At 38.6% G+C, this 16531-nt stretch carries 17 protein-coding genes; 14 read left to right on the top strand and 3 right to left on the bottom strand.

The features are described 5' to 3' along the window. Positions 1-114 precede the first annotated feature (114 nt). Positions 115-531 carry an N-acetylmuramoyl-L-alanine amidase-like domain-containing protein gene (locus tag DDZ16_RS19940; RefSeq protein ID WP_109266249.1) on the top strand — a complete coding sequence of 139 codons (417 nt, stop codon included), beginning with the start codon at positions 115-117 and terminating at the stop codon, positions 529-531. A gap of 15 nt (positions 532-546) precedes the next feature. After that, on the top strand, positions 547-750 hold the full coding sequence (locus tag DDZ16_RS19945; protein ID WP_109266250.1) for a transglycosylase: 204 nt from the start codon (positions 547-549) through the stop codon (positions 748-750). A gap of 74 nt (positions 751-824) precedes the next feature. On the opposite strand, the gene DDZ16_RS20940 is transcribed toward DDZ16_RS19945, so the two are convergent. Continuing rightward, positions 825-1121: a hypothetical protein gene (locus DDZ16_RS20940; protein ID WP_198416772.1), complete on the bottom strand. Its 297-nt coding sequence runs from the start codon at positions 1119-1121 to the stop codon at positions 825-827. Further along, positions 1103-1789: an aldo/keto reductase gene (locus tag DDZ16_RS19950; RefSeq protein ID WP_198416773.1), complete on the bottom strand. Its 687-nt coding sequence runs from the start codon at positions 1787-1789 to the stop codon at positions 1103-1105. Before DDZ16_RS19950 ends, DDZ16_RS20940 begins: the two co-directional genes overlap by 19 nt. Positions 1790-2451: 662 nt before the next feature. Here DDZ16_RS19950 and DDZ16_RS19960 point away from each other — a divergent pair. From DDZ16_RS19960 to DDZ16_RS20010, 11 genes are all read left to right on the top strand, one after another. Beyond that, the gene (locus DDZ16_RS19960) at positions 2452-3093 is read left to right on the top strand and encodes a TetR/AcrR family transcriptional regulator (protein ID WP_109266251.1); all 642 of its coding nucleotides are present in this window, start codon (positions 2452-2454) and stop codon (positions 3091-3093) included. A 156-nt stretch (positions 3094-3249) separates the two neighbouring features. Next, positions 3250-4521 (top strand): TolC family protein, encoded by a 1272-nt coding sequence (locus tag DDZ16_RS19965; protein WP_109266252.1) that lies wholly within the window; start codon positions 3250-3252, stop codon positions 4519-4521. 348 nt (positions 4522-4869) lie between these two features. After that, positions 4870-5787 (top strand): HlyD family secretion protein, encoded by a 918-nt coding sequence (locus DDZ16_RS19970; protein WP_109266253.1) that lies wholly within the window; start codon positions 4870-4872, stop codon positions 5785-5787. Positions 5788-5837: 50 nt separating this feature from the next. Further along, complete coding sequence (locus DDZ16_RS19975) at positions 5838-6755, top strand: ABC transporter ATP-binding protein (RefSeq protein ID WP_109266254.1); 918 nt, start codon at positions 5838-5840, stop codon at positions 6753-6755. A gap of 17 nt (positions 6756-6772) precedes the next feature. Further along, complete coding sequence (locus DDZ16_RS19980; protein ID WP_109266255.1) at positions 6773-7516, top strand: ABC transporter ATP-binding protein; 744 nt, start codon at positions 6773-6775, stop codon at positions 7514-7516. 11 nt (positions 7517-7527) lie between these two features. Beyond that, positions 7528-8637, top strand: coding sequence for an ABC transporter permease (locus DDZ16_RS19985; protein WP_109266256.1), 1110 nt, complete (start codon positions 7528-7530; stop codon positions 8635-8637). Positions 8638-8863: 226 nt separating this feature from the next. Then, entirely contained in the window at positions 8864-9973 is a 1110-nt protein-coding gene (locus DDZ16_RS19990) for an ABC transporter permease (protein WP_109266257.1), read from the top strand. A gap of 58 nt (positions 9974-10031) precedes the next feature. Next, positions 10032-10217, top strand: a complete 186-nt coding sequence (locus DDZ16_RS19995; protein ID WP_109266258.1) for a hypothetical protein — start codon at positions 10032-10034, stop codon at positions 10215-10217. A gap of 189 nt (positions 10218-10406) precedes the next feature. After that, entirely contained in the window at positions 10407-10865 is a 459-nt protein-coding gene (locus DDZ16_RS21165; protein ID WP_109266259.1) for a cold-shock protein, read from the top strand. Positions 10866-10959: 94 nt separating this feature from the next. Further along, positions 10960-11967: an NAD(P)-dependent oxidoreductase gene (locus DDZ16_RS20005; protein WP_109266260.1), complete on the top strand. Its 1008-nt coding sequence runs from the start codon at positions 10960-10962 to the stop codon at positions 11965-11967. Continuing rightward, complete coding sequence (locus tag DDZ16_RS20010; protein ID WP_109266261.1) at positions 11960-12370, top strand: secondary thiamine-phosphate synthase enzyme YjbQ; 411 nt, start codon at positions 11960-11962, stop codon at positions 12368-12370. The genes DDZ16_RS20005 and DDZ16_RS20010 overlap by 8 nt, the downstream gene beginning before the upstream one ends. Here DDZ16_RS20010 and DDZ16_RS20015 read toward each other — a convergent pair. Beyond that, positions 12367-13464: a glycosyltransferase gene (locus tag DDZ16_RS20015; protein WP_109266262.1), complete on the bottom strand. Its 1098-nt coding sequence runs from the start codon at positions 13462-13464 to the stop codon at positions 12367-12369. The two genes, DDZ16_RS20010 and DDZ16_RS20015, sit on opposite strands and share 4 nt — an antisense overlap. Before the next feature lie 963 nt (positions 13465-14427). On the opposite strand from DDZ16_RS20015, the gene gyrB reads away from it, so the two are divergent. Continuing rightward, a complete protein-coding gene (gyrB, locus tag DDZ16_RS20020) occupies positions 14428-16395 on the top strand; it encodes a DNA topoisomerase (ATP-hydrolyzing) subunit B (RefSeq protein ID WP_109266271.1) in 1968 nt (655 codons plus the stop codon). The last annotated feature ends 136 nt before the right edge of the window (positions 16396-16531 follow it).

The following is a 16531-nucleotide window of genomic DNA, read 5'->3' on the forward strand; positions in this document are numbered from 1 at the left end:
ATCTGAAAGTCGCTTCGAAAACAACTCTAAGATACTGGTTTTCAGGGATTTAAACAAATTTATTGCGCTGATTTTCAGGCATTTACCATACTTTTTTTATTATATTTTCAACCCTTGATTCACATTAGTAATGATTTTGGTGATATGATTTTTGATGCCAATGTTGGGTTTATGTCTTCTAACGCAGATAAATATTTACAATTGTCAGGCAATCCTTCATTTGTTGATGTGATGAAATCCATCGAAAAAAGGATTTCCCAATATGATTATAAATGTGTGTCAGAAGATCAGATAGAACAAAAAGCAAAATATATAAAAGACGGTGATATTATTGCTTTCTGCTCGAATATTGAAGGTTTGGATGTGGCGCATACGGCTTTGGCTTACCATATAGATAATCAACTTCACTTCATACATGCTTCAACCACAGAAGATAAGGTGGTTGTTTCTGAAAAGAGTATGGCCGGGTATGTAAAAGACCGAAAAAATGTATATGGTATTTTGGTTGCTCGACCGGTTTTTAAAAATTAATTTAACTGTTAGATTATGAGGAAAATTGGAATTGTATTGTTGATTGTAGGTATTTTGGGGTTAATTTTTTTTGGTATTGATGCTTATCAACAATCAGAATCTTTTAGCGTTGTGGGTGTCGATATTGCCGTGAGTAAAGCCAACTGGACCCCGGTTATTTTTAGTGGAATTGTTGGGATATTAGGGTTGCTTTTAATGGTTTTTTCAAAGAGAAAATAATCTTGTTTCTAACCATAAAATACTCCATTGAAAAAAGAAAATTCAATGGAGTATTTTTTTTCCAAATCTTGTTGTCACACTTTTTGCGGGAATGTGAATAAGGGTTCTTCGTTGATGGCTTTTTGTTTGATCTTAAGAATTTCAGAATCTTTCATTGGGGTTATCTGTTCAGATATTCCAAGAGCCATGCTGAAGAGGTCTTCGTTGCCCGGAGGTATTGCGGCTGTAACCGGATGAGATAAAGTAAATCGCAGTCCTTTAAGGGCCTCATCTGGTTCAGAAAGGGGCTCGTACCAACATTTAGGAATTTTATTTGTCGTACCTTCAGGCCAGGGACCTTTGGCCATTGCCTTTAAAGCCAGAATGCCCATGTTTTTTTTTCTTTGGCCCTGTCGAGTACCTGTGGTCCGAAATTTCCGGCATACCAGGTGTTGTAGCTGACCGGAAACAACATGGTATCGAAATCAAAACCATCCATTAGCGCCATTGCTGCTTCAACCGAATGCGCCGAAAAGCCCATGTATTTTATTTTGCCTTCTTCCCGTGCCTCCAAAAATGCTTCCATTGCTCCGTTTTGACCGAAGATGGTTTCTATGTCTTTCAGGCTGGTAACAGCATGATGCTGGTAAAGATCGAAATAGTCTGTCTCCAGGTTTCTCAAGGATTGCTCCAGTTCTTTTCTTGCACCTTCTTTGGTTCTCGCCTGAGTTTTGCAAGCCAGGAAGACATCTTTGCGATAGGGTTTTAATGCCGGACCAAGTTTGATTTCTGCATCTCCATAGGTGGGAGCAACATCGAAATAATTGATGCCGCAGTCAATAGCCTCTTTTACTCTTTTCTTTGCTTGTTCGGGCGTTGCATCCATCACAACAATTCCTCCAAATCCTAAAATGGATAGTTGCTCTCCAGTCTTTCCAAGAGATCTTTTTTCGATTTTATTGAGAGGTTTTTCGCGGTTTATTCCACTAAGATTCGAAGGAAACAGCGACAGTAAAGGTATGCTGAATGCTGTGTTGCGGATAAATGTTCTACGTTTCATTTTTCCAGATTTTATTGTTTGGGATTTTTAATTTACAAAACAATCAATAGATCGTTAGACTTTTAGATATAAGATTTAAGATAAATCATATAACACCGATAATCCGGGCTTTAAGACATAGAGTTATTTATCCGCAAGAGCTTGAAATTTAAACTTTTACAATAGATTTATAATCAATTGAATGTATGAGCACTCTCTTTTGTATTAATGTGCTGGAATTCAGTATGATACGAATTATCTTTCATCTAAGTAAAGTCATAAAGCGCTTAAAATACGATCTTTAAGACTTTTCCTGGTTTTTTGAATATGCCGCAAAAAGAATCAAAATTTCTTATAGTCGAAAGTTTCCAGCTTCTAACTTCCAGCCTCCAGCTTCAAACTTCCGGCTTCCAGCTTCAAACTTCCGGCTTCCAGCTTCAAACTTCCGGCTTCCGGCTTCCGCGCTGCTGGGCTACTTACATCTAATATCTATCCCGAAGCATCAGGACTAACGATCTATTGATACAAGTAAATTGCTAATCAAAAGAGCCCTGAGTGGTTGGTTGTTCTTTGCTTCGATGCTGTTTTGTCATTTGGTAAATAAAATTGTTGTCTTTTGTTTTGGATGAATCAAAAAGAGTTTTTAAATTTGACCAAACGGTTAAAGTAAAAAGTTAAATCAAATGGTCAATAAGAAAGAGAAAAATAAAGATACTGAAGTACTGATATTGGATGCCGCCCGGAAAGTGTTTGTTAGAAAGGGATATGATGGTGCCAGAATGCAGGAAATAGCGAATGAAGCAGGAATAAACAAGGCATTGCTTCACTATTATTTCAGAAGCAAAGACAAGCTTTTTGATCAGATATTTAAAGAAGCTTTTAAAACTTTTTGGCCCAAAATAGAGGTTGTTGTTAGCCAGGAGGATACCCATGTTAAAGATTTGATAAAGGTGGCGGTTAACAACTATGTCGATTTGCTGATGAAAATGCCCTTCTTGCCGGCTTTTGTTGTAGGAGAGATTAACCGGTCACCTGAAAAGATGGAAGAATTGATTCTTTCTACGGGAATAAATCCCGGGAAAGTTGTTGAAATAATAAAAAAGTCTATCAAAAATGGAGAAATGATACCGATGGATCCAAGGGAGTTATTAGTCAATATCGTTGGTTTGTCAGTATTTCCATTTCTCTCCCGGCCTCTTCTTAGTCGTATGTTTTGGGATTCGGAAGAAGGTTATACGGATTTTCTTGAAAGTAGGCGAAATAGTCTCTATGAATTTATTTGTCGCAGTGTATTGACAGAATGTAATAAATCAATACTCTGTTAAATTATTGCAATGATCTGAAAATTAATTGTTTGAATCAAAAGGTGTTTATTTGTTAAAATGCAGAATATCAATATTTTATGAATCATCTTAGAGCTTACCTGACTACCGTCAGGCAGGTATCTGAAAATCTAACGATCTATAGATAAATAAGTGATTATGAAAAATCTGATTTTAATTTCCTTTTTTCTTATTGGCGGAAGTGCTGGTTTTGCCCAGAATATAACACTAATGGATTGTTGGGCGATGGCCAGGGAGAATTACCCTTTAATTAAAGGAAAAGAGGTCCTTAAACGCACTACCGAATTAAATATTCTCAATATTAATAGTAAATGGTTTCCGCAATTCACCGTTTCAGGCCAGGCCTCATGGCAAAGTGATGTTCCACATGTGGATGCGGGTTCAGGAATGCCGGGATTTTCAATACCTCAGGCTCCCAAAGATCAGTATAAAATGAATCTGGATGTCAGTCAGACCATTTACGATGCCGGGAAAATGAGAGCACTCGCAGAAGTTGAAGAAGCCAAAGGAAATGTGGAGGAACAAGGGATCGAAATTGAGTTACACGAAATAAAACGTCGTGTGGCCGATCTTTATTTCAATGTTTTGATGTTGAGCCACCAGGAAAAACAGGTAGATCAAAAGCTTGAAGCCTTGAACGCCAGGCGAAAAGAATTGAGCAGCCTTTATGAAAACGGAGTGGTTCACAAGTCATCACTTAAGAATATAAATGCTGAGCGTCTTTTGGTGCAGCAAAAACTGGTAAGCATTCAGTCCGGTATTAAAGTGTTGTTGAATAATCTTTCCTCTTATATCGGTCAGAATATTAAGAATACTGAAAATTTGCAAGTTCCCGGAGTTGAGAGTTTTTTTAATACTGGTGACCGGCCGGAATATCAACTTTTTCAATATCAGAAAGAACAGCTTCAGAAAACGGGGGATCTGGATGAACGGAACCGGTGGCCTGTCCTGGTTGCCTTTGGTCAAGCGGGATATGGTAATCCCGGCTATAATATGCTTAATGATGAATTTGACATCTATTACATGGTTGGTCTGAAATTGAAATGGACTCCCTGGGACTGGAAAGAAACTCATCGAAAAAAGTTAGTTGTCGAAAAACGAACACAGCTAATCAATTACAGGGAGAAAGCTTTCAGGGTAAATCAAGAAAGGGCGGTGCGCCAAATTGATGGTGATATTGATCAGTTCTTGAAAATGATGGAATACGATGACCGTATTGTGGTTTTAAGGAAAGAAGTGGTCTTAGAAAGTGAGACGAGGCTGAAGAATGGAACGGTTACATTTTCCGATTATTTAATGGATTTGAATGCTGCTGTTGAAGCAAGAATAAACCGTGATCTTCATAAGCTGCAATATTTAAGAGGAATGGCCTTAAAGTTTATAACGGAAGGGGGAAGTCAAAATCAATAAAACTTCGGGCAATACTCAGTTATCCCGAGGGTTTGGGATTGTAAAATCTTAAACTTCAGTTGTTTGCAATTAAAATGTTTTGTATTAATAGTCACATTATCAGTGTGATATGGTTTGTCTTAAATCTTATATCTATCCCGAACCCCAGGAAATAACAAGTACCTGTCTGTAAAATCTGCTCAGCAGCCTTGAATTTGAAGTGTTTGTATAGAATGTTGGGTTTCGAGGCTTGCGCACCATTTAAGATCAGAAGGTTACATTGGTGAATGACTGGTTTTGAATGTAAGGATAACGAAATAAACGGTCTTTATAGACGAACACTAACGATCTTTTGTAAATAATACTTCTATGAAAACAGAAAGGAATAAATATGATGCTTCAAGATGTTTTTCTATGGGCATTTTGCTAATGATGTTTTTTTTCACAACGGCCTGTAGCAATAATGACAACAGCTCTGATGCTTATGGTAATTTTGAAGCCGGGGAGGTGGTTGTAAGTGCCGAGAACAATGGTACACTAATCGATTTTCCTGTTCAGGAAGGTGATATTCTGAAAGCTGGAAGGCAGGTAGGTTTGATTGACACCACCATGGATGTTTTAAATCTTAAACAACTGGAGTCTTCTCTTGAGAGTGTTTCTGCAAGAAGAGTGCAGCTACAAAAAAGTATCGCTGTTCAGATGGAAAATTTGAAAGTGTTAAAAAAAGAGGTGGACAGGGTATCCCGACTCCGCAAAGAAAAGGCCATCCCCACCCAAAAATATGATGAGGTGACCGGACAGTATGATGTAGCCCTGAAAAGGCTGGAACAAATCCGCTCTCAAAAATTATCGCTACTAGCTGAAAAGTCTGTGATCAACTCAAAAATGGATGCAGCTAAAGAACGGATTTCCCGTTGCCATGTAGTGGCTCCGGTTGACGGAACTGTTCTTCAGAAATATGCTGAAAAAGGGGAGTTTACAGCAATCGGGAAACCATTGTTTAAAATAGCTGAAACCCGGGAGCTTATTCTGAGAGCTTATGTTTCAGGCGCTCAGTTGGATGACATTCGGATAGGTCAGAGGGTGACAGTGAAGTTTGATGAATCGGAGACGTCTGATCATCAAGCAAATGGTAAGATAGTCTGGATTGCTTCCTCTGCTGAATTTACCCCCAAAATAATTCAGACCAAAGAAGAGCGGGTTGATTTGGTTTATGCAATAAAAGTGAGGGTTCCTAACGAAGATGGCAGACTGAAAATCGGTATGCCCGGAGAAGTGGTCTTTTAGGAAAAGAAACCTCATTCAGTATTTTTTTCTGAATTTAATCTATTTGATTTATGGTTTCTGTGACCAATTTAACAAAGACCTATGGTTCTGTTAATGCTCTCAATGGCGTGAATGTGCAGGTTAAGGAGAGTGAACTTTTCGGAGTTATCGGACCTGATGGAGCTGGGAAAAGTACGCTTTTCAGAATCATACTCTCGTTACTTCTTCCCGACTCCGGAGAGGTTGAAGTGTGGGGATTTGATCCGGTAAAGGATTATCGAAAAATTCGGCAGATGGTAGGATATATGCCTGGTAAATTTTCCTTGTATGAGGATTTGTCGGTGGAGGAGAATCTAGGCTTTTTTGCGACCGTTTTTGGAACAACGATAAAGGAGAATTATCATCTTATCAAAGATATCTATCAGCAGATTGAACCTTTTAAAACCAGGCCTGCCGGCAAATTATCGGGTGGAATGAAACAAAAACTGGCACTATCTTGTGCACTTATTCATAAGCCAAAGTTGCTGGTGCTCGATGAACCTACAACCGGGGTGGATGCTGTTTCAAGAAGCGAATTTTGGGAGATGCTTCAAAAATTGAAAAAGCAGGGTATTACCATTCTTGTTTCTACACCTTATATGGATGAAGCATCCTTGTGTGACAGGGTGGCTTTGATTCAAAAAGGGAAAATCCTGGATGTTGCTGCACCTTCAGAGGTGGTGGCAGGTTTTGATGGAAAGCTGTTTGGTGTGTCGGGGGGCAACATGTATCATCTTATCAACGCTTGTAAAAGTTTTGAAGGTGTGGAATCTGTTTTTCCTTTTGGAGAAGAGTTGCATTTGACTTTTAAAGACAGAGATGATCATAGTGAAGCGTTAATGGAATTTCTTAGGGGCAAAGGGTTTGATAAATTGAACATCAGATTAATTCGTCCAAATATAGAAGATAGGTTCATGTCACTGATGTCATCTGAATCTTTTCATGAATAATTTACAAAAACACACTCATGAGAAAAGCGGAATCTTCAATGGATGTTATCAAAGTGGACAAACTGGTGAAGAAATTTGGAGATTTTACTGCCAATGATCATCTCAGTTTTCAGGTTAAGAAAGGCGAAATATTTGGCTTTTTAGGGGCCAATGGAGCCGGCAAAACAACTGCCATCAAAATATTGTGTGGGCTATCTGCTCCAACTGAGGGACGAGTAGAAGTTGCAGGATTTGATGTGGAACACCAGACAGAGAAAGTGAAGAAGAGCATTGGCTACATGAGTCAGAAATTTTCGTTGTACGAGGATTTAACGGTTTTTGAAAATATTCGTCTTTTTGGAGCCATTTATGGACTTTCAGCCGGGCTAATCCGGGAAAGATCGGAGAGAATGCTAAAAAACCTCGGATTGTATGAGCAACGCAATCGGCTTATCGGCAATCTTTCTCTGGGATGGAAACAAAAACTGGCTTTTTCTGTGGCGATTTTACACAGGCCTCAAATTGTGTTTCTTGACGAGCCTACCAGCGGAGTTGATCCTGTTACCAGGCGTCAGTTTTGGGAGTTGATTTATCAGGCTGCAGCCGAAGGGATAACTGTTTTTATTACCACTCATTATCTTGACGAAGCTGAATATTGTGACCGGGTGACCATTATGGCAGACGGGAAAATTGAAGCCCTCGAGACACCTCGCAAGCTTAAAAAGCAGTTTGATTGCGAAACCATGAACGAAGTTTTTCTGAAGCTAACGCGTCCACATTAAACTTTAAAACCATGAAACAACTCTGGGTTTTCATTAAAAAAGAATCAAAACATATTTTCCGCGATTCAAGAACATTGGGCGTTTTGTTTTTAATGCCTTTAGCTCAGATTCTTATTTTTGGCTATGTTATTTCAACGGAGATAAAAGATGCCCGAATCGGGGTTTACAACAAGGCCAATGATTATACGAGCCATCAGGTTACTGAGCGGCTGATATCTTCCGGGTATTTTAAAGTAGTAGCGTACTTTTCTAATAAAGCCGAGATGGAAACTTCTCTTCGTCGGGGAAATATTCAAATGGCCGTTGTATTTCCCGGTGATTTTGGGAATTTAATGCAATCTTCTGACGGCGCTCCCCTGCAATTAGTTGCTGATGCTTCTGAGGCCAACACCGCTCAAATGCTGGTAAATTATGCACAGGGAATTGTGAATCGGTACGGATGGGAAAAAACGGGTGACATAGATCAGACCACGCTGCCAATTCAAATAGATGTTAGAATGTTTTACAATCCTTCGTTGAAAGGGGTTTTTATGTCTGTTCCGGGCATTATGGCTATGATCCTTATTCTGGTCTCAGCCATGATGACTTCTATATCCATTACCCGGGAAAAAGAATTCGGGTCTATGGAGGTTCTATTGATATCGCCTTTAAAACCATGGCAGATTATTGTGGGTAAAGTGGCCCCATATGTTTTACTTTCTTTTGTAAATGCTGCCACCATTTTGCTGGTGGGTATTCTAATCTTTGAAGTACCTATGAATGGTAGTTGGCTTTTGCTGGGATTTATTAATTTGATTTATATTTTATTGTCCCTCTCCCTGGGGATTTTTATATCCACAGTAGCCAATAGTCAGATGGTGGCTATGTTTATTTCTCTTTTCGCTTTAATGTTGCCAACAATTTTGTTGTCCGGCTTCATCTATCCCATTGAAAATATGCCCGATCCTCTCCAGTGGTTAAGCTTATTGATGCCACCAAGGTGGTACATCCAATCCGTTAAAGATGTTATGTTTAAAGGAGCCGGTTTTTTCGTAGTGTGGAAAGAGCTTTTAATTATGATCTCCTTTTTATCGGCTTTTATGATTTTGAGTGTTAAGAATTTTAAGATCAGATTGGAATAATGATTTTTTCGAGGCTAATAGATGTTTAATAGTCTGTGGCTCTTAGTAACAATACTCCTTTATCCCGGGGGAGGGATGGTAAAAGACTAAAAATAAATTGTTTGAAGTTAAAAGTGATATTGTATTAAAAATCAGATTATCAGTGTGATATGATTTATTCTTGAGTCTTGTGTCTATTCCGGATTCGGAACTACTGATCTATTGGATACTGTTTTAAACAAAAAAAATGAGAATACTTTATTATCTGTTGCAAAAGGAATTTATCCAAATTGTCCGAAATAAAATTATCCTTCGGCTGATATTTATTTTGCCTGTAGTCCAACTGCTGGTTTTGGTTAATGCAGCGACGATGGACATGAAAAACATGGAGATGGTGATTTGCGATCAGGATCATTCATCATTGAGTAACCGATTAATCAGTAAAATTGAGGCATCTCCGTTTTTTGTGTTAGAGCGAATGACGCCAGATGTTGCGAATGGGCGGGAACGGTTAGAAAGTGGGGAAGCCGATCTCATGTTGGTTATTCCAAATGATTTTGAGCAAGATGTAATAAAGGGACAATCGGGTGAAATTCAGCTCCTGGCCAATGCCATCAATTCGCAGAAAGCTCAGCTGGGATATGCCTATATGCAGAGACTTACATCAGATCTGGGGCATCAATTTAAGCTTGAAATGACCGGTGAGAAAACACAATCAACCCTTTCTTCAACTTATACTTATTGGTATAACCCGGAGCTCGACTACAAGTTTTTCATGTTGCCTGGTATTTTGGTGGTTTTGGTTTCGGTGGTTGGTATGTTTTTAACAGCCATGAACCTTGTTCGGGAAAAAGAAATGGGGACAATTGAACAAATAAATGTAACACCGGTTCCTAAATACACCTTTATTGTTGCCAAGTTGTTACCCTTTTTGGTTATTGGTTTATTTGAGCTGGCTCTTGGTTTAGTAATCGGTAAATTTGTTTACAATGTGCCCATGCAAGGAAGTTTATGGTTGGTTTTTGGTATTGCCTCCCTTTACCTTGCAGGGCTACTTGGGCTGGGTTTACTTTTATCCACTTTTTCCGCATCACAGCAGCAGGTTACTTTTGTAAGTTACTTTTTTTTGCTGGTATTTATTCTGATGAGTGGGATTTTTACCTCGGTTGATAATATGCCTGAGTGGGGACAGAAAGTGAATTTATTCAATCCATTATTCTATTTTATTGATGTTATGCGAAGCATTCTGCTAAAGGGAGCTCAATTTTGGGATCTTTGGCGACAAATACTTGGAATAACTATCCTTGCAATATCATTTCTTACCCTTGCTGTTTTGAATTATCGAAAAACTTCCTGAAATTTGAAATAACAAATATGAGAAGGTGGGATGATTTTTAATCTAAAACAAAACAATCATGGGCGATAAGGCGAATTGCAATTGCCATACAGGGAATGCCGTGTATGGATTAGGTCTGATAGGGGCTGCTATCTATTTTATTTCTCAGGCAACATCCTTTATTATGGGTGTTTTAGGTTTTGTTAAAGCATTGTTTTGGCCTGCTTTCCTGGTTTATGAAGCCTTTTCTTATTTTGCCGTGTAGAACGATATTCTAATATCTTTTATTTAAATAATTCTGGTATCTTTGTATTTTGGAGATGAGTCAGTGGGAGGCCAGAAGTCAGACCCGAAAGAATGTGTTTTAAGAGCTGATGGGTTGAAAAGAATTAATCTTTTTAGCTATTTTCGTATATTAACTTGAAAACCAATTAAAGTAAAATAAATAAATTGTATGAGTAGATCTCAAGAATCGTTTAACAAGAAAGAAGTTAGAAACAAGAAGGAAAAAAAGCGCAAGGAAAAAGAAAAGAAGCGTTTGGAAAAAAAGGAACAAGGAGATAAGAAAGGCAATAGCCTGGATGATATGATTGCTTACGTTGATGAGAACGGCAATATAACATCCACACCTCCTGATCCTGAGAAGAAAGAAGAGATTGATCCTGAGGCGATTCAGGTGAGTGTCCCCAAACAAGAGGAGATGGAGGAGGAAGATCCAATTCACAGAGGAGTTGTCAATACTTTCTTTGATTCCAAAGGTTACGGTTTTATTAAAGATTCTGCGACCAAAGATGGAGTTTTCTTTCACGTTAATAACGTTGTGGATGATATCCAGGAAGGGAATGCTGTGACATTTGAAATAGAGATGGGACATAAAGGTCCTGTTGCTGTAAATGTAAAAATAGCGAAGTAATTTGCTTTTGGTAAAAAGGGTGTTGGTGTTAACAGTCGGTTCACCTGATTTTTGATTTGGCCTTTTATGGGGCGATAGGAAAATGTCTTTTAAGATGAAGAAAAAAATACTGTTTACTCATCAACTTCCCTTTAAACCGTTTTCGGTTTTAGATGAGTGGTTTGATTTTATTCGTCCGCAAAGTCCGGCTTTTTCTCGTGATGATTTAATAGAATATTTGCCTGAAGCCGATGTAGTGGTCTCTGTTTTTGGAAATCGATTTGATTCTGATTTAATTAATACCGGCTCTGTGTTAAAGTTGATTGCCAACTATGGTGCCGGGGTAGATAATATTGATTTAGAAGAAGCTACTAAAAATGGGATAGTGGTTACCAATACACCCGATTCAGTTACAGAGCCTACTGCCGAATTGGCCATGGGGTTGATGGTCGATATCGCAAGGCGCATATCTGAACTTGATCGCAGGCTGAAAGATGATAATATTTCTAGTTGGGGTGTGATGGATAATTTAAGCACTACTCTTTATGGTAAAACTCTTGGTATTATCGGAATGGGGGCCATCGGAAGATCATTGGCAAAAAGAGCCAGGGCTTTTGGAATGGAAATCATCTATCACAACCGGAACAGAGTTGATTCTGAAATTGAAGAAAAATTAGATGCCCGCTATACCGATATTGAAAGTCTTTTACGTAATTCTGATTTTGTGTCCCTCAATGTGCCGCTCACCCCGGATACAAATGATTTAATAAGCATCTCGGAGCTGAAGATGATGAAGTCTTCAGCCTTTTTAATTAATACAGCTCGTGGACCTGTGTTGAATCAAGAAGCTCTTATTGAGGCTTTAAAAAACAAGGAAATAGCAGGGGCTGCATTAGATGTTTTTGAGAATGAACCTGAAGTACCGGAGCAACTCAAAAAAATGCCAAATGTGGTAGTTTCTCCGCATGTAGGCAGCGGTACTTATGAAACCAGAGAGATAATGAGTAAACAGGTGGCTGATATAATAAAAGATTTCTTTGATGGAATGGGAGGAGTGCCTGCTGTTAACTCTGAGGTATGGGGTTCATCTTCATTGAGAGTTAAAAACGAAATAAATGGTTGAGCAATTCAATATTACTCTGCCTGAATTGGGGCGGGGATTTCATCTGGTTACAAGTTATATCACAGCCGAACTGGGTGATTTGCCTGAAAAAGGTCTTGTAAATATTTTCCTGCAACATACATCTGCAGCCTTATCTCTGAATGAAAATGCCGATCCTTCGGTAAGAGATGATTTTGAGACAATTTTTAATAAGCTGGTAAAAGAAAACGATCCCGACTATACCCATACTCTTGAAGGTTCAGACGATATGCCAGCCCACGCTAAAAGTTCAATTCTTGGAGCCTCTGTTAATATTCCGGTCACCAAAGGAAGACTTGGCCTGGGTATGTGGCAGGGGATTTACCTTTGTGAATTTAGAAATTACGGAGGGCCCAGGCGCCTTGTCGTGACGGTGTATTCCTAAAGTAGCAGATCAAATATCTTTTTAATGGCTATCTCCTCATTTTCCCAGGTTAATTGTTGAGCTGCATTAGAAATGGATTTTTGCCATTGTTTCCTGAGTTCGGTATCTTCACAAGCTTCTTTGATTTTTTCGGCTAGTAGTTTTGGTGTTAGGTTTTCAATAATAAGTCCGGTATTGTATTTGCTTACAACGGCGCTCATGTCCGGAAAGTCGTTGCATATTACAGGAATTCCGGCTTGTATAAAATCAAAGAGTCGGTTGGGTAAAGCATAATAGTAGTTTAACCCTATTTTTTCATGTATACACATACCCAGTAAGACGCCTTTTTGATATTTTGGAAGTTTTTCAAATGGAACAGCACCAACGAAATTCACCTGATCTTCCAGGTTTAACTCCTTACTCAGTTTTTTTAATTCCCGGGTGCAATCTCCTCTTCCTACAATAATGAACTTGTATCCCGGCAAAAACTGCATGGCTTCGATTGTTTGTGAAATTCCTCTGCCTAAATTTAAGGCTCCCTGATAAAGGATTGTCGGCGTATCGCTTTTAAGCAAAGGGTGTATGTTTTGTTTATTTTTTAGAGGGAGGTTGCGTACCAGAGTGAAATCAAGTCCCATGTTTTGCTTGTATAACTTAATAAGACCTGGCGATACAGTGATAAAAAAATCTGCTCCGGGGATAAAAGTTTTTTCCAAAAATCTCCAAATTTTCTTTACACGCTTTCTGTTTTTTAATTCTGGTGATTCGGAGAAATATTCGTGACTGTCGAAAACAACCGGTTTTTTTTTGATGTAACATGCAAGTCTGGCAGCCGGCAAGGTATCCATATCAACCGCCCAGATAATATCATACGGTTTAAATAATAGAAAGAAAAAAGTATAGATGTTCAGGAAAGCATAAAACAGAGGGCCATTTTTGAAGGGCAGATTAAACCTCTTTTCATGCCCCGGACGTTTTGTATTTGGCTTTGTTTTTGGATAATTACGGCCAGTTTTATACACATCAAGGCCCAGTTTCATGAGACTCAGTGTTATTTTATGAACTCTGTTGTCGTATACCAGATTGTTTGAAGTGGTGATGATTGCTTTTTTCAAAACTGTCAATTTTTATTCAAAGATATATGATTCGAAAATACTTTTGTTTACTCGGGGACTATTGATTAGCAATTTTCATATAACAATAGATTGTTAGTCCCGATGCTTTGGGATAGATATTAGATTAAATATAAAGGCTCTGGTTTAGTTTTGCGATGATATTAACAATTAGGTTCTTTCTATAAACTACGTACCTTGTGAATGACACAAATAGGGCTAATCCATCAAGTCCCTGATAAGCTTGCTTACTGCCAGGCAGGCATTGGTGGAATTTAATAAAATCGCCATTTTAAACTACAGCCAATATAAATCATAAAGTATTAATAAACAGAGTTTTAAGGTGATCATGTGTATGATTCCAAATAGTTGATATATAGCTTTTTGCAAAAATTTAACAGAGTATTGATATGATCAAGTGTAAAAAATTCCGGTTGTGAAGTGAAACAGCCTTGCACTTAAGTGTTTGTTGATGTGATTTAAAATTTTAATAATTAATGAAATGTGCGTTTTTCGGCGCTCCCTACTTAGCCCTGTCCATAAACTATGCGTCTTTTACGTGTTTGAGCTAGGAAGTTCAAATTCAACGCGTGTGAAAAATCCAAACCGCAGTCCCGAAGTAGCTTTTGCAAGGTTTTTTGAACAAAAAACCAACAAAAAGCACAATCGGGATGAGGATTTAGATTTTGATCAACAACGCAGAAGTTGGACTTTATAGACAAATACTACTTAAGATCAAAACAAAGTCTGTAGGTGGTATTTAATGGAAAAAATACAGGAAAATTGAAGTCTGTGATATGTTTTTTACAATGTGGTTTTAAAAGTCAGTAAATCAGTGTTTTGTGATTATTTTTTGTGGGCGAAAATGTCCGCTGAAATGGCCCTGATTAGCACTAATTTTACTATATTTGTGTGGCAATTTTAAAATTCTGATAAAATTCGGAATGCATTCAAATAATGAAAAAAATGAGTGATAACGTAAACGAGAACAACCTTGATCCAGCTAATGGTTACAGTGCCAATAGTATTCAAGTTCTGGAAGGTCTTGAAGCTGTTAGAAAAAGACCGGCAATGTACATTGGTGATGTGGGTCAAAAGGGTTTGCACCATCTGGTATATGAGGTAGTTGATAACTCTATTGATGAAGCTCTTGCGGGCTACTGTACCTCTATCGGTGTCACTATTAACGAGGATGACAGTATTACTGTTGTTGATAATGGGCGTGGAATTCCGGTAGATTACCATGAGAAAGAAGGAAAATCTGCACTGGAAGTTGTTATGACCGTACTTCATGCCGGGGGTAAATTTGACAAAGATAGTTACAAGGTTTCAGGTGGACTCCACGGGGTGGGTGTCTCTTGTGTTAATGCCTTGTCAACTGATCTTAAAGCGGAGGTGCATCGTGATGGAAAGATTTATCGTCAGGAATATCAAAAAGGTAAACCCACCGGGCCCATTAATGAGGTAGGAACTACGGATATTACCGGAACCTGGGTGACTTTTAAGCCCGATACTTCCATTTTCAACCAAACCGAATACAAATATAGCATTCTTGCTAACCGGTTAAGAGAGCTTGCTTTTTTGAATGCCGGTCTTGAAATCATTCTTACCGATAAGCGGGAAAAGGATGAAGAAGATAACTATAAATCAGAGCGTTTCTTTTCTGAAGATGGGTTGAACGAATTTGTTGAGTTTATCGATGGTAACAGAGATAAACTCATTGACAACCCAATCAGTATTTCTACTGAAAAGAATGATATTCCCGTTGATATTGCGATTGTTTACAATACCTCTTTTAACGAGAATATCTATTCGTACGTCAATAACATTAATACCATCGAAGGAGGTACACATCTTACAGGATTTCGAAGAGGTCTTACCAGAACATTAAAAAACTGGGCTGACAAATCAGGAATGTTGGCCAAGATGAAATTTGATATTAATGGGGATGACTTCCGTGAAGGCTTAACAGCTGTCATTTCGGTGAAAGTAGCCGAACCTCAGTTTGAGGGGCAGACCAAGACCAAATTGGGCAACAGTGAAGTTAGTCTGGCCGTTGATCAGGCTGTAAGCACAATGTTGAATAATTATCTTGAGGAGAATCCTAAGGAGGCTAAGGCTATTGTTAATAAAGTTATCCTTGCTGCTACTGCTCGTCATGCTGCCAGAAAAGCCCGTGAGTTGGTGCAGAGAAAAAGTGTATTGACAGGTGGTGGCTTACCCGGTAAGCTGGCCGATTGCTCCGAAAAAGATCCTACTCAGTCAGAAATATTTTTAGTTGAGGGTGACTCTGCGGGAGGTACAGCCAAACAAGGAAGAGATCGCCGTTTTCAAGCTATTTTACCTTTGAGAGGTAAAATTTTGAATGTGGAAAAAGCGCTTCAGCACAAGGTGTTCGAAAACGATGAAATCAAAAATGTTTTTACGGCACTTGGGGTCAATATAGGTACCGAAGATGACAGCAAGGCACTGAACGTGGAAAAGCTCCGATATCATAAGATTGTAATTATGACCGATGCCGACGTAGATGGTAGTCACATTACAACTTTGATTATGACGTTCTTTTTCCGTTATATGAAAGAGCTTATTAAAGAAGGGTATATATATATTGCAGCTCCTCCATTGTACTTCCTGAAAAAAGGAAAAAATGAAGAATATTGCTGGACAGATGCCCAACGTCGTGAATTTGTTGAGAAATATGCCGATGGTCGTGAAGATTCTGTTCATATCCAGCGCTATAAGGGTCTTGGGGAGATGAACGCTGAGCAGTTGTGGCTTACCACTATGAACCCGGAGAACCGAATGTTAAGGCAGGTTACCTATGAAAATGCTGCTGAAGCAGACCGGGTGTTTAGTATGTTGATGGGAGACGATGTTCCTCCCAGAAGGGAATTCATTGAAAAGAACGCTACGTATGCAAACATTGATGCATAGGGAGTGAATCAAATATGTAAATTGTCTTAAAGAGAGGTTTTTCTATAGCAGAAAAGCCTCTTTTTTTGATTTTATGTTCACAAAAAAACCTCTCCGAAAATACAGAGAGGTTTTTTTAATATTAAATTTCGGGGAT

It is taken from the genome of Marinilabilia rubra, assembly GCF_003121985.1.
GTDB classification, from domain to species: Bacteria; Bacteroidota; Bacteroidia; order Bacteroidales; family Marinilabiliaceae; genus Marinilabilia; species Marinilabilia rubra.